The sequence below is a fragment of the Paracoccus onubensis genome (assembly GCF_003591515.1).
Taxonomy (GTDB): domain Bacteria; phylum Pseudomonadota; class Alphaproteobacteria; order Rhodobacterales; family Rhodobacteraceae; genus Paracoccus; species Paracoccus onubensis.
In genome coordinates this window covers 85,520-98,857 of the sequence record NZ_QZCG01000005.1, presented here as the reverse complement: position 1 = coordinate 98,857, position 13,338 = coordinate 85,520, and the positions used below count along the sequence as shown (strand labels likewise).

Sequence of the window (13,338 nt, the reverse complement as noted above, 5' to 3'; positions counted from 1 at the left end):
GATCGGTATCAGTCGTCCTTCTTCTTTTCCTTGGCCTTGGCTTTCTTGCGTGCGGCCTTGTTCGCTTCCTTCTTTGCGGCCCGTTCTGCGGCTTTCTCGGCCTTGAGGGCGGCTTTCTCAGCCTGTCTTGCGGCCTTCTCTGCCTCTCTCTGGGCTTTTTTTGCCGCTTTTCTGGCTTCTTTCTCAAGCTGTTTCGCTGCCTGCTTGGCGGCTTTTCTTGCGGCTCTGCGGGCTTCTTTGTCGGGATCCGTTTCAGGTCGGGCTGCGGCGGGCGGAGCCGACTTGACGACGGTTGCCGGTGCGGCGGGCGCGACCGAGGCAGTCGGTTTGGGCTTGGTCGCGGGGGCGGGTTTCGCCGTTGATGCGGCCGTGGCTGGAGAGGCGGGTTTTGCTGCGGACGCGGGCTTTGCCGCCGCTGCCGGTTTCGCAGGACGCTTGGCGACGCGGCGCGATGCGGTCCGCTGATCCGACGAACGGGCCTTTGCCGGTTTGCGTGCTGCGGGCTTGCGTGTTGCAGGCTTGCGCGCCGGGCCTGCGGATTTCGAGGCGGGCGCAGTACGGGTTGCCGCGGTCTTGGTGGTGGAGCTGGCCTTGCTGGCGGGGCTGGTTGTGGCTGTAGCCTCGCTGTCGGCCTTTATGCCACGGCGGCGGCGTTCGTTATGCGTGCGGCGAAGCGCGGCGCCCAGGATGTCGGCCCTTGTCACATTGTCACCCTGTCCGGGATCACCTGCGGATTTCAGCGCCTTGTCCAGATCGACAATGAGTTTCAGCAATTTCTCGTTGGTCAGATCGGTGATGGCCGGTTTCCGGCTGGCTGCGGCCAGCGTCTTCTCTTTCGCAGGTAGAATGTCCTGTTCGAGTTTCTGAAAATTCGGCATTATGGTCCCCTGAGGATATCAGATTGAATTGTGGCGCGCAGATTGCGGTAGTCTGCGTCAATTTGCAATTGAATTGGCCCCGATCGGTAAACCGGGGCCTAAAAACACATATAATATCTACCGCTGTCAGCGAGCCGGCACTGCACTTTCAACCGGCGATGGAAGACCGGCCGGCACTTCCCCCGTTGCCAATGCCTGTTCCCGTTCAGGAATGACATAACCCTCGGGAGTCTCGATCAGCGGTCCTTCGTAGCGGAGGCTGTCTGCCTGGCTGCGAACCGTGACACGGGCGCCCGGCTTGACCTGATCGAACAGATCCATGATGTCCTGGTTGAATAGGCGGATACATCCGGCAGAGGTCGCCTTGCCGATCGAGGACGGATCCATGGTACCGTGAATCCGGTAATAGGTGTCTCGCCCGCCGCGATACAGGTAAAGCGCGCGGGAACCCAGCGGGTTGTCCACGCCGCCTGGCAGGCCGCCGGCGAACTGGGCGTAAAGATCGGGCTCGGTGTTGATCATGTTCTGGGTCGGGGTCCAGCTTGGCCATCTTTTCTTCAATGCGACTTCGGCATTGCCGGCAAAGCCCTTGCCGGCCCGGCCGACGGCTACGCCATAGCGCATCGCCTCGCCATTCCCGAGAACGTGGTAAAGCACGCGCGCATAGGGATCGACGACGATGCTGCCCTCGCTTTCAGGGCCGTTGAAGGGAACACGCTGACGCTTGTTGCGATCATTCAGATAGGCGGCGCGAACAGCGGGGATGTCGATCGGCTCGCCGTTCGGTCCGGTATCGGTCCGGGCTTGATATTCGGCCGGAACATGCCCGGCATCGAGATTGATTGTCGCGCGTTGAGCGGGCGTACAGGCCGCAAGGCCCAGAGCCGCAACAGCAAACAGGTAAGCGAAGCGCATCTTTAATTATCCTTATTCGGCAGCAGATGCCCGTGGAGGGCATCCGAAACATAGAGGGTTGCGAATCCGGCATGGCAGCAGAACCTTGCAAGACTCGAGATGCCTCCATCAGCCTGTCACGCGCTTGGGCAGTCAACCCCGCGACAGGGCTATGCTAATATTTGGTTAAGGATTGTGGCTAATCTAACCTAGTTTGATCTCCTTATAGTTGTTTTATTGAAGTTTTAAACAATTTTAAGACGTAAATAGCTCACACTCCCGTTATTTCCACAACTGCCCGGGCCATGCGGCGCCTGTTCCGATGCCCCGATTGCCCTTCCGGCTGCGCATGCTAAGCTGATGCGAAATCGGTAATGAAATTTGACGTGACAGATAAAGCCAATTCCCAGCCTTCGGCATTTTCGCCATTCCGGCATCGTGATTTCCGTGTTCTTTGGGCGGCGACGCTCGCGTCGAATTTCGGCGGGCTGGTGCAGGCGGTGGGTGCGGCATGGCTGATGACGCAACTGACCGAAAGCGCGACGCTGATCGCATTGGTGCAGGCCTCGAACACCTTGCCCATCATGCTGCTGGCACTGATCTCGGGCGCCCTGGCGGATATGTTCGACCGCAAGCTGCTGCTTCTGGTCGCGCAGGGCCTGATGCTGTTATCCTCGCTCGTTCTGGCAATCGTGGCGTGGCAGGATGCACTGACCCCCTGGGTGCTTCTTGGTTTTACCTTTCTGATCGGGTCGGGGCAGGCACTGTATAATCCGCCCTGGCAGGCCAGTATGGGTGATCTGGTCCCGCGCGAGGATTTGCCGGCCGCAGTGACTCTGAATTCGGTCGGCTTCAACCTGATGCGCAGCATCGGGCCGGCGGCGGGCGGGCTTATCGTCGCGTCACTTGGTGCGGCGGCGGCTTTCACCGTCAATGCCGTCAGCTATATTCCGCTGCTGGGCACGTTGGCGCGGTGGAAACCGAACACAGCCCCCCGCACCATGAGCCGCGAGCCGTTCTTTTCGGCGGTGGGGGCGGGGCTGCGCTATGTCGCGCTGTCGCCCAACCTGCTGCGGGTCATTCTGAGGGCGGCGCTGTTCGGCTTTTCCGGTGTCGCCGTGCTGGCGCTGTTGCCGCTGGTCGCCAAAAGCCATCCCGAAGGCGGTTCGCTGCTGTTCGGCGGATTGCTGGGGTGCTTCGGGGTCGGCGCGATTGTCGGGGCAATAATGAATCCGCGGATCAGGGCTCGCTACAATAATGAGATCGTGACCCGCTGTGCCTTCCTTGGTTTTGCGCTGGCGCTGGCCATCCTGGGCCAGACCGGATCCGTCTGGTTGCATGCATTGGCGATGCTGCCTGCCGGGGCGTCCTGGGTGCTGGCATTGTCGCTGTTCAACGTGACCGTCCAGCTTTCGACGCCTCGCTGGGTCGTGGCGCGGGCGCTGGCGCTATATCAGACGGCGACTTTCGGCGGCATGGCCGCAGGATCCTGGATCTGGGGCGCAATTGCCGGCACCGAAGGATTGGGCATCTCCCTGACTGCGGCGGGCATCATGATGTCGACGGGCGCCCTGATCGGCCTGTGGTTCCGTGCGCCCGAATTCGGCAAGGCGAATTTCGATCCCGTCAACCGCTTTCAGGAACCGGCGCTGCGGCTGGATCTGCGGGGGCGCTCGGGGCCGATCATGATCATGATCGATTACAAGATCGCGCAGACGGATGTGCCGGAATTCCTGCGCCTGATGCAGGAGCGCCGCAATATACGCCGGCGCGACGGGGCGCGGAACTGGGCCCTGCTTCGCGATCTGGAACATCCCGAGTTCTGGACGGAAAGCTATCATCTTGCCACATGGGACGAATATATCCGTCATAACCTGCGCCGAACCAAAACGGATGCCGAGAAGATGCCGGCGCTTCGCGCCCTGCATCGCGGGGAGGGCGAGCCGGTCGTGCATCGCATGATCGAGCGGCATTCGGTCAGTCTTGAGGATGACGCTCCGCTGATCGGCAAGCTCGAGGTGCCATGAGATGACCCGGAACCCGCTGGTTGTCGCCCCCAATCTCAAGCGGCGCCTGTCCGGGGTGACGGCCACGGTGGTTCGTCTGATCCCGGTGCAGGCGCGGATGATCCCCATCGTCGCGACCGGCCCCGGCCTGCCTGCGAGCCTGCCGCATATTCCGTTGCTGAAGGCCGCTTTCATGCCGCGCGACCGCTGGCGGGTCTGGCATGCAAGACGCAATACCGAGATGCTGCTGGGGCTGTTGCTGGTCCGGATTTTGCGGCGCAGATACCGGCTGCTGTTCACCTCGGCCTCGCAGCGCAGGCATAGCGGCTATACCAAATGGCTGATCGCGCAGATGGATGCCCTGATCGCCACCTCGGCCAAGGGGGCGGCCTATCTGGAGCATCCGGCGCAGGTGATCCATCATGGCATCGACACGGATGGTTTCGCGCCGCCTGCGGATCGGGCCGCGCTGCGCTCCCGGCTGGGGCTTCCCGAAGCGGATCTGCTGGTCGGTTGCTATGGCCGCATCCGCGCCCAGAAGGGCACCGGCGATTTCGTGCAGGCGATGATCGCGCTTTTGCCGTCGCGTCCGAATGCGACAGCGCTTGTCATGGGCCGCGCGACCGAGAAGCATCAGACCTATCTGGCCGATCTGAAACGGCAGGTGGAAGCGGCGGGCCTGACCGGGCGCATCCGGTTTCTGCCCGAGGTGACGGTTGACCAGATGGCGGATTGGTACGGCGCGCTTGACCTTTATGTCGCGCCGCAGCGCTGGGAAGGGTTCGGGCTGACTCCGCTGGAGGCGATGGCCTGCGGCGTGCCGGTCGTGGCAACGCGTGTTGGCGCCTTCGAAGAACTGATCGTGCCGCAGGCGGGAACGCTGATCCCCCCGCAAGACGGTACCGAGATGCAGCGGGCCGTCGCGCATTGGCTGGACGATCCTGCCGCATTGGCCAATGCAGGACAAGCCGCGCGCGCCCATGCGGTCCAGCATCACGGGATCGAAACCGAGGCGCGGGCGCTTGTTCAGGTCTATAGCGAATTGCTGGCGCGGCCATGACCCCGCTGCGCTTCCATATCGCCCGGCTGTTACGGGACGAGGCGGCGCTGCTGTCTCTTTCCGTGTCGCAAGGGGATTTGCTTGGGGCGCTGGCAGGCAAATCGGTGGCATTGGTCGGCAATGCGCGGACCCTGAGCGAAGGGGAGCAGGGCGCGCAGATCGACAGCGCCGATCTGGTGGTGCGCATCAATCGCGCGCCCATGCCCTCGCCGCGCAGTCATGGCAGCCGAACCGACTGGCTTGCGCTGGCCGTCCGCCTGTCCGAACGGGACCGCGCCCGGATCGCACCGGGGCGTATCCTGTGGATGTCGCATAAGCGGAAACGGCTGGATTGGCAAAGCGCCAGCAGCGACGGTTTCTACCTGCATCCCCTGCCGGATTACCGGGCCCTGAAAACCCGGCTGGCCGCGCCGCCCAGCACCGGAGCGATGCTGATCGACCTGCTGATGCGCTCGGAACTTGCGCGTCTCACCCTGTACGGCTTCGACTTCTTCGCCAGCCAAAGTCTGTCGGGCCGCCGGACCGCCGAACAGGTGCCGCATGATTTCGGGGCCGAAGCCGCATGGGTCGCCACTCTGGCGCAAGGCGATGAGCGGTTGATGCTGACCAGGTCGGAAAGGAGCGGATAGCCGGATGCTGTTTCCGATCCGCGACCATAATCCGTCAACCAGAAAGCCGGTGGTCACCTATGGGCTGATCTCCGCGAATGTAGCGATGTATCTTCTGACGCTGCCCGGTTTCGAAGGGGGGCAGACCCTGTGGGTCTGGCTTGCGCTTTATCCGGTGGCCATTTCGCATGGCGAGCTGATCTGGGGATTGCTGACTCATATGTTCCTGCATGCCGGGATCATGCATATTGCAGGGAATATGCTGTTCCTGTGGATTTTCGGCGACAATCTGGAAGACCAGATGGGCAGGCTTGGCTTCCTGTGTTTCTATCTTGCCTGCGGGCTGGGGGCGGCTTTCGCGCAGATCGCCGCCGACCCTCTGGCATCGGTGCCGATGGTCGGCGCCTCGGGGGCGATTGCGGGTGTGATGGGCGGTTACCTGCTGCTGTTTCCGCGCGCGCGGATCGATATCCTGTTGATCATCGTGGTGTTCTTCAAGGTCTTCACGTTGCCCGCATGGACCATGCTGATCCTGTGGTTCGCCATTCAGATTTTTGGCGGCTTCAGCATGGTGGGGGCCGAGGGGGGCGTTGCCTATTGGGCCCATGCCGGAGGATTCATCGCCGGCCTGATCCTGACGATCCCGGTTTTCCTGCGGCGTGGAGGACCGGATTTCTGGAACCGCAACCACGGCAAGCCGCCCCATGACGATGCGGTCTATGGGCCGAGCCGGATTCCGAAGGTGCGGCGTTAAAGCGTGTCGGGTTTGACATGAACCAGATACTCCTTGCAGCCCGTCAGAGCCGCACAGTGCCCGGCCGCGGATGGGCGCATGACGGCGGTGGTCCACGCTTTATTGTGCAGTCCCGCACGAAGCTGAACCCGCAGGATAACGGCACCAAAGCGCCCGTCCGGTGCGGCGGCCGGGCGCTGCGCGGCGGGCCTGCGGCCCTTGGTTCCGCGTGGGGATATAGCTGGACTATCGGTGTCTCAATCAAAACCCGAAACGCTTTGGCGCGTGGCCGTCACCGATCCTGCGGCGATTGGCCTTTCCGCCTGAAACTCAGGTCATGACGCCACGGCTCATATGCCGTTTGCGACCGAAACCGGGGCGGCGCTCTACGGTGAAGCCGGCGGCCTCAAGCGCGCGCCGCACATGTCCGGCGGCGGTATAGGTGGCGAAACTGCCGCCTTTTGCCGTGTGCCCTCCGACCTCCGTCAGCACGGCTTCGGACCACATCTCGGGATTTCTGGCCGGCGAGAAACCGTCCAGAAACCATGCATCCGCGCGCCCCTGCCAAAGGGGCAGGGTATCGCGGACATCGCCAAGCATCAGCCGCAATTCCACCTGCCCCACAAAGATCGTATCGGCGCCCCATCCCGCGCGAAGTTCAGCCGCGAGCCCGGCCAGTTCGGGAAAAGCGGCGTGGGCCTGTTCAAGCTGGGACAGGCTGAGGGGGAAAGCCTCGAAACTGGTCATGACGACCGGAACCTGGGTCATTGCTGCCAATGCGAGACAGTTCAGCCCGGTGCCGAAGCCAAGCTCTGCCACATGAAAACCGGGGCGCAGCCGGGCGGGAAGATCACTCCCCGCCAGAAAGACATGCCGGGTTTCCGCCAATCCGTCGGCGATGCTGAAATATGGATCGTCGAAAGCGGTGGCGACCGGCACGCCGCCTTCGCGCCATTCCAACGCGGGGCCCTCGGCTTTGCCGTTCCCGTCACTATCATTCGCAACCATATGCGTTCCCTCCGGCCGCAGGTTCAAACGGACCGTTCATCTTAATTCGGCTCACCTTGACATCAGGGGGCAATCGTGACCGCCGGATGCGGATTGTCTCGGCTTCGCGTCATAAAAGCCCCCGGGACGAGTCCGCAAGGATATTCCCGAACGGCCAACAGCTTGCTTGCAAAGCGCCGGACGAATATCCGGGGGCGTATGCAGTTTACTGAAAGGCCATTCCTCTCTTGTCCGATTCCTTCACATCATCCGAAGCCGTAACCGTCATTGGCGGCGGGATCCTTGGCCTGTGCTGTGCCTGGGAATGTCTTCGTCGCGGTGCGAAGGTCCGGCTGATCGAGGCCGCAGCTATCGGCGCGGGATCCTCGGGCGGGCATGTGGGCGCATTGGCGCCGCACGCGCCGGAGAACTGGAACGACAAGAAGGCATTCCAACTGGACAGCCTGCTGATGGCCGGGGATTTCTGGGCCGGCATCGGTAAGGCATCGGGCCTGCCGACCGGTTATGCACGCAGCGGCAGGCTGCAACCGGTCGAGGATGAGCAGACCGCCGAAAGGCTGCGCGACCGTATCGCGGCGTCAAAGCAGCGCTGGCCTGAGGGGATGGGGATGCGTCTGACGGCCCGGCCCGGCGTGGCGCTGTTTCCGGCGAGTCCTTCCGGAATCTGGTTGCGGGATGGGTTGACCGCCCGGATCAATCCGCGCGCCGCCCTTGCCGCACTTGCAGCGGCCATTCGGGCCGAAGGCGGTGAGATCCTCGAACATTCGCCCACCCGTCCGCCTGACCTGTCCGGCACCGTCCTGTGGGCCACGGGAACCCCCGGGCTGGAGATGCTGTCACGCGATCTGGATCGCCCGGTCGGCAAGGGCATCAAGGGCCAGTCGGCGCTGTTGCGATATGACGCGGCGGGCATGCCGCAGATATTCGCGCATGGCGTGCATATCGTGCCGCATGACGATGGCACGGTGGCGGTTGGCTCGACCTCGGAGAATGAGTATGCCCATTGCGAAACCGACGCGCGTCTTGATGAGATCATCGCCCAGGCCCGCGATATCTGCCCAGAGCTCGCATCCGCGCCGGTGCTGGATCGCTGGGCGGGGCTGCGCCCACGGGCCAGAAGCCGCGCGCCCTTGCTGGGGCCTTGGCCGGGGCGGGCAGGGCATTTCGTTGCGAATGGCGGGTTCAAGATCGGCTTTGGCATGGCGCCCAAAATCGCCTTTGTCATGGCCGATCTGATACTGGAAAATCACGACCGGATCCCCGACGGGTTCCGTTTGATCTGAACCAACCGTGCCTGACGGAACCCGCAGAGCGGCGAGCGGTCATAAAATCGCCCCGGTGGCTTGCCGCCCGCATCCCGTACACATATGTGAGGCGACATGCATATTCCGTTTATCAGTCGATTTCTGACCCGAAACCCGCGCGTGCCCGTCATCCGGATGCAGGGCGCGATCGGCATGTCCGGACGTGCCGGTGGATTGAACGACGCGACATTGGCTCCGCTGATCGAGCGCGCCTTTTCGCGGGGCAAGCCCGTTGCGGTCGCCCTGGCGATCAACTCTCCCGGCGGCTCGCCCGTGCAATCGTCGCTGATCGCGGCGCGTATCCGGAGGCTGGCGGATGAAAAAGGGGTGCCGGTTCACGCCTTTGTCGAGGATGTCGCGGCGTCCGGCGGCTATTGGCTGGCCTGTGCGGCGGACGATATCTGGGCTGACGAGGCATCCATTCTCGGCTCGATCGGGGTCATTTCGGCGGGCTTCGGCTTTCACGAACTGATCGGCCGCTGGGGGATCGAACGGCGGGTGCATACCGCCGGGCGGTCGAAATCCACCCTGGACCCGTTCCGCCCCGAAAACCCCGAGGATGTCGAGCGGCTGCGCAATGTGCTTGAACCTATCCATGCGGCCTTCAAGGCGCATGTCACCGCCCGGCGCGGCAAGCGGCTGCCGGGGGATCGCGACCTGTTCACCGGCGAATTCTGGGCCGGGCGCGAGGCGGTCGAACTGGGGCTTGCCGATGGGATCGGCCATCTGGCGCCAAAGATCAAAGAGCTTTACGGCGACAAGGTGAAATTCTCGGTCCTCAGTCCGCGCCGTCCCCTGTTCCGCCGTCTTGGCCTGTCTGCGGATGCATTCCTTGATGCCGCCGAGGAACGGGCGGCATTCGCCAGTTTCGGGGCACGGGGATGAGCATTCGCGCGGTTGCTCTGTTCCTGCTGATCATAGTTGTTCTGGCCCTTGTCAGTGGACCGGGATTCCGCAGGTTCCTGTTGAAGATGCTGGGGATCGACCGGCGTGATCGTTGATATTCTGCTGGTGATCGCCGGGTTGGTTCTTCTGGTAGCCGGCGGCGATCTTCTGGTGAAGGGCGCGGTGAATCTGTCGCTGCGGCTGGGAGTCGCGCCGGTGATCGTCGGATTGACCGTGGTCGCCTTTGGGACTTCTGCCCCCGAATTGCTGGTGTCGCTCTCCGCGGCGCTGTCGGGGTCGACCGATATCGCGCTGGGCAATATCGTCGGCTCGAATATCGCGAATGTGCTGGTGATACTCGGGGCGTCGGCGGTCGTCTCGGAAATCGTCACCAAAGAACACGACCTGCGCCATAGCTGGATGATGATGACAGGGGTTTCGCTGCTGCTGATCCTGCTGAGCTTCACGGGCGCGATCGGCCGGATGGAAGGCTTCATCCTGTTGATCGTGTTCGGACTGGTTCTGTGGCGGCAGATTTCGGTGGCACGTGCCGAGCGGCCGAAAAAGATAGAAGGCACCGAACCTGGCGCGACATCGCGAAAGATCGCGTTCTGGCTGGCCGGAGGGCTGATCGCCTTGCCCGTGGGTGCGCAATTGCTGGTGACCGGGGCAGCCGATATCGCCCGGTTGATGGGCATAAGCGAGGCGGTCATCGGGTTGACGCTGGTCGCGGTCGGAACCTCTCTGCCCGAGATGGCGGCCTCGGTGGCGTCTGCGTTGCGCGGTCGGGCGGATCTTGCGCTTGGCAATGTCGTCGGCTCGAATATCTTCAATATTCTGGCGATACTGGGTATCACTTCTGTTCTTGCGCCCTTGCCTGTGCCCCAACAGATGTTGCAGCTTGATTTATGGGTCATGCTGGGCGCCGCGCTTCTGCTTGGGCCTTTTCTGCTGCGCGGCATATCGATAACGCGCATGGCCGGGCTGGTAGGGCTGGCAGGCTATGCGGTCTATGTCTGGGTGCTGTTATGAGCGCTGCATTGGTGACGGGCGCGGCGAAGCGGCTTGGCCGCGCCATGACATTGTATCTGGCCGGGCGCGGCTATGACGTTGCGGTGCATTACGACCGCTCGGCCAGCGAGGCCGAAGAGGTTGCGGCGCGGGCAAGAACGCTGGGCGTGTCGGCCATCACGGTCCAGGCCGATCTGCTGGACGAGGCGGCGACGGCCGGATTGATCCCGCATGTGACCGAAGAGCTGGGCCGCCTGTCGGTTCTGGTGAACAATGCCTCGATCTTCGATTACGATAATATCCACAGCGCGACGATGGAGAGCTGGAATCGTAACATCGGCTCGAACCTCAGGGCGCCGCTCCAGTTGATTCAGGCTTTTGCCGCGCAAGCAGCGGCTGTGGACACGGATGATGCGGGTGAGCCGGTCGCGACCGGGCTGGTGGTGAATATGGTCGATCAGCGGGTTCTGAAGCCGACCCCGGAATTCATGACTTATTCGCTGGCCAAGGCCGGATTATGGTCGCTGACACGCACCGCGGCGCAGGCGCTGGCACCCGCGATCCGGGTGAATGCGATCGGTCCCGGGCCGACCCTGATCGGTGCCCGCCAAAGCCCGGAGCATTATGCGGCGCAGCGCGCGGCGACGATTCTGCAGCGGGGGGCAGATCCGAAGGATATAATTGATACGCTTGGATATTTCCTTGATGCCAAGGCGGTCACGGGTCAGCTGATCTGTGTCGATGGCGGGCAACATCTGTGCTGGCAAACGCCGGATGTTCAGGGTCTGACGGGATCAAACCGCAGCTGATATGACATTTTGTCCACCGTCGGAAAGAACGAACAAGACTGTAACGGATTATTACCGGTTTTTCAGCCCCTTATTGCTGTAAGGTAAAAAATCCTTTGTTATCAATCACATTAATATTTGCTTAATAATTAGGCAAGGTAACAAAACCGTAACAATTACAGCATAAATGTATACTCCCTCACAGCCCGTCCACAAAGTTATCCACAGATTCCGTGGAAAGCTTTTAACTTGCAATCGTTGAACGGCGCTTGCAGCCCCGGGCGGGAATCACCACTCTGGTACCATGACTGCAAAGACCGGACACGCACTGATACATGATTACCTCCGCTCCCTCGACCGCAGCCCGGGCGTCTACAGGATGCTGGATGCGCAGGGGGCTGTACTTTATGTCGGCAAGGCGCGCGACCTGAGGGCGCGGGTGTCGAATTATGCGCGTCCCACCGGGCATTCCGCCCGGATTGCGCGGATGATCCGCGAGACCTGCTCGATGATGTTCCTGACCACGCGCACCGAGACCGAGGCGCTGTTGCTGGAGCAGAACCTGATCAAGCAGCTCAAGCCGCGCTATAATGTGCTGCTGCGCGACGACAAATCCTTTCCGAATATCCTTGTCGCCAAGGCGCATGAATTTCCGCAGATCAAGAAGCATCGCGGGGCGAAGTCGGAAAAGGGCGATTATTACGGACCTTTCGCCAGCGCGGGCGCGGTCAACCGGACGCTGAATCAGTTGCAGCGGGTATTTCTGCTGCGCAACTGCACGGACGCGGTGTTTGAATCGCGGACGCGGCCCTGTCTCCTGTATCAGATCAAGCGCTGCAGCGCGCCCTGCGTGGACCGGATCAGTCGTCAGGACTACGCCGGACTGGTCCGCGATGCCGAACGGTTTCTTCAGGGCAAATCCACAGATATTCAGGCGCGTTTGGCCGAAGAGATGGCGACAGCCTCGGCGGATATGGAATATGAACGCGCGGCAGCCCTGCGCGATCGGATCAAGGCCCTCACGGCGGTGCAGTCGGTGCAGGCGATCAATCCGCGCGGCGTGGCCGAGGCGGATATCGTCGCGCTGCATATCGAGGGCGGGCAGGCCTGCGTTCAGGTCTTTTTCATCCGCGGCAACCAAAGCTGGGGCAACCGGGATTTCTATCCGCGTCTGGGCGGCGCGGAATCGCATGATGAGGTGATGCAGGCTTTTCTGATGCAATTCTATGACGACAAGCCACCGCCCCGGATGATCCTGCTGTCGCATCCGCCCGAAGATCCCGAATTGACGGCGGATGTTCTGGGCGAAAGGGCGGGGCGCAAGGTGGAATTGCTGGCTCCGCAGCGGGGCGAGAAATTCGAGCTTGTCACCAATGCCCTGCGCAATGCCCGTGAAAGTCTGGCGCGGCGGATGTCGGAAAGCGCTGCTCAGGCCCGGCTGCTGGAAGGGCTGGCGGAGGCGTTCGGGCTGCCGGCTGCGCCGCGCCGGATCGAGGTTTACGACAACAGCCATATTCAGGGTAGCAGTCCCGTGGGCGGGATGATCGTGGCCGGCCCCGAAGGCTATGTCAAAAGCCAGTACCGCAAATTCAACATCAAGGGCACCGAGATCACACCGGGCGACGATTTCGGCATGATGAAAGAGGTGTTGACCCGCCGTTTCCAGCGTCTGCTGAAAGAGGATCCGAACCGCGAGGGCGAGACATGGCCCGATCTGCTGCTGATCGATGGCGGCGCGGGGCAGGTATCCGCGGTCGAGACGATCCTGACGGAACTGGGCGTCACCGATATCCCGATCATCGGCGTCGCCAAGGGCGTGGATCGCGATCACGGCAAGGAAGAATTCCACCGCCCCGGAAAACGCCCCTTCGCCCTGCGCATGAATGACCCGGTTCTGTATTTCATCCAACGGCTGCGGGATGAGGCGCATCGCTGGGCCATCGGCACCCATCGGGCGCGACGCTCCAAGACGGCGATGGCGAACCCGCTGGACGAGGTCGCGGGGATCGGAGCGGCCCGCAAACGCGCGCTTCTGGCGCATTTCGGCAGCGCGAAGGCGGTCGGCCGTGCGGGGCTGCCGGATTTGCAGGCGGTCGAGGGAATCTCTGCGGCAATGGCGCAGAAAATCTACGATCATTTCCACGCCAAGGCATGATCACAGGA

12 protein-coding genes are annotated in these 13,338 nt (G+C 62.4%); 9 read left to right on the top strand and 3 right to left on the bottom strand.

Annotated elements, in window-relative coordinates; genetic code table 11:
• Positions 1-8: 8 nt before the first annotated feature.
• Positions 9-878 (bottom strand): hypothetical protein, encoded by an 870-nt coding sequence (locus D3P04_RS08505; RefSeq protein ID WP_119747847.1) that lies wholly within the window; start codon positions 876-878, stop codon positions 9-11.
• Between the two features lie 126 nt (positions 879-1,004).
• On the bottom strand, positions 1,005-1,793 hold the full coding sequence (locus tag D3P04_RS08500; protein ID WP_119747845.1) for a L,D-transpeptidase: 789 nt from the start codon (positions 1,791-1,793) through the stop codon (positions 1,005-1,007).
• Between the two features lie 365 nt (positions 1,794-2,158).
• Between D3P04_RS08500 and D3P04_RS08495 the strand changes: the two genes are divergently transcribed.
• From D3P04_RS08495 to D3P04_RS08480, 4 genes are read left to right on the top strand one after another with little or no spacing between them, the layout of a single operon-like run.
• Entirely contained in the window at positions 2,159-3,799 is a 1,641-nt protein-coding gene (locus tag D3P04_RS08495) for an MFS transporter (protein ID WP_232844933.1), read from the top strand.
• A 1-nt stretch (position 3,800) separates the two neighbouring features.
• Complete coding sequence (locus D3P04_RS08490) at positions 3,801-4,838, top strand: glycosyltransferase family 4 protein (protein ID WP_119747841.1); 1,038 nt, start codon at positions 3,801-3,803, stop codon at positions 4,836-4,838.
• Positions 4,835-5,467, top strand: a complete 633-nt coding sequence (locus D3P04_RS08485) for a glycosyltransferase family 29 protein (protein WP_119747840.1) — start codon at positions 4,835-4,837, stop codon at positions 5,465-5,467. The genes D3P04_RS08490 and D3P04_RS08485 overlap by 4 nt, the downstream gene beginning before the upstream one ends.
• Before the next feature lie 7 nt (positions 5,468-5,474).
• On the top strand, positions 5,475-6,200 hold the full coding sequence (locus tag D3P04_RS08480; protein ID WP_119748194.1) for a rhomboid family intramembrane serine protease: 726 nt from the start codon (positions 5,475-5,477) through the stop codon (positions 6,198-6,200).
• A 309-nt stretch (positions 6,201-6,509) separates the two neighbouring features.
• Here D3P04_RS08480 and mnmD read toward each other — a convergent pair whose 3' ends face one another.
• A complete protein-coding gene (gene mnmD / locus D3P04_RS08475; RefSeq protein WP_119747838.1) occupies positions 6,510-7,187 on the bottom strand; it encodes a tRNA (5-methylaminomethyl-2-thiouridine)(34)-methyltransferase MnmD in 678 nt (225 codons plus the stop codon).
• A gap of 227 nt (positions 7,188-7,414) precedes the next feature.
• Here mnmD and D3P04_RS08470 point away from each other — a divergent pair, with 227 nt between their 5' ends.
• From D3P04_RS08470 to uvrC, 5 genes are all read left to right on the top strand, one after another.
• Positions 7,415-8,470, top strand: coding sequence for an NAD(P)/FAD-dependent oxidoreductase (locus D3P04_RS08470; protein WP_119747836.1), 1,056 nt, complete (start codon positions 7,415-7,417; stop codon positions 8,468-8,470).
• Positions 8,471-8,566: 96 nt separating this feature from the next.
• Positions 8,567-9,376: a S49 family peptidase gene (locus D3P04_RS08465; protein ID WP_119747834.1), complete on the top strand. Its 810-nt coding sequence runs from the start codon at positions 8,567-8,569 to the stop codon at positions 9,374-9,376.
• A gap of 105 nt (positions 9,377-9,481) precedes the next feature.
• Positions 9,482-10,408, top strand: a complete 927-nt coding sequence (locus tag D3P04_RS08460; protein ID WP_119747832.1) for a calcium/sodium antiporter — start codon at positions 9,482-9,484, stop codon at positions 10,406-10,408.
• On the top strand, positions 10,405-11,196 hold the full coding sequence (locus D3P04_RS08455) for an SDR family oxidoreductase (protein ID WP_119747830.1): 792 nt from the start codon (positions 10,405-10,407) through the stop codon (positions 11,194-11,196). Before D3P04_RS08460 ends, D3P04_RS08455 begins: the two co-directional genes overlap by 4 nt.
• A 283-nt stretch (positions 11,197-11,479) precedes the next feature.
• Complete coding sequence (uvrC, locus tag D3P04_RS08450) at positions 11,480-13,330, top strand: excinuclease ABC subunit UvrC (RefSeq protein ID WP_119747828.1); 1,851 nt, start codon at positions 11,480-11,482, stop codon at positions 13,328-13,330.
• Positions 13,331-13,338: the final 8 nt, after the last annotated feature.

Bases quoted from the DNA above. Each gene is read 5' to 3' on its own strand.
- D3P04_RS08505 (WP_119747847.1), bottom strand. From the start codon at position 878: ATGCCGAATTTTCAGAAACTCGAACAGGACATTCTACCTGCGAAAGAG.
- D3P04_RS08500 (WP_119747845.1), bottom strand. From the start codon at position 1,793: ATGCGCTTCGCTTACCTGTTTGCTGTTGCGGCTCTGGGCCTTGCGGCC.
- D3P04_RS08490 (WP_119747841.1), top strand. From the start codon at position 3,801: ATGACCCGGAACCCGCTGGTTGTCGCCCCCAATCTCAAGCGGCGCCTG.
- D3P04_RS08485 (WP_119747840.1), top strand. From the start codon at position 4,835: ATGACCCCGCTGCGCTTCCATATCGCCCGGCTGTTACGGGACGAGGCG.
- mnmD (WP_119747838.1), bottom strand. From the start codon at position 7,187: ATGGTTGCGAATGATAGTGACGGGAACGGCAAAGCCGAGGGCCCCGCG.
- D3P04_RS08465 (WP_119747834.1), top strand. From the start codon at position 8,567: ATGCATATTCCGTTTATCAGTCGATTTCTGACCCGAAACCCGCGCGTG.
- D3P04_RS08455 (WP_119747830.1), top strand. From the start codon at position 10,405: ATGAGCGCTGCATTGGTGACGGGCGCGGCGAAGCGGCTTGGCCGCGCC.
- uvrC (WP_119747828.1), top strand. From the start codon at position 11,480: ATGACTGCAAAGACCGGACACGCACTGATACATGATTACCTCCGCTCC.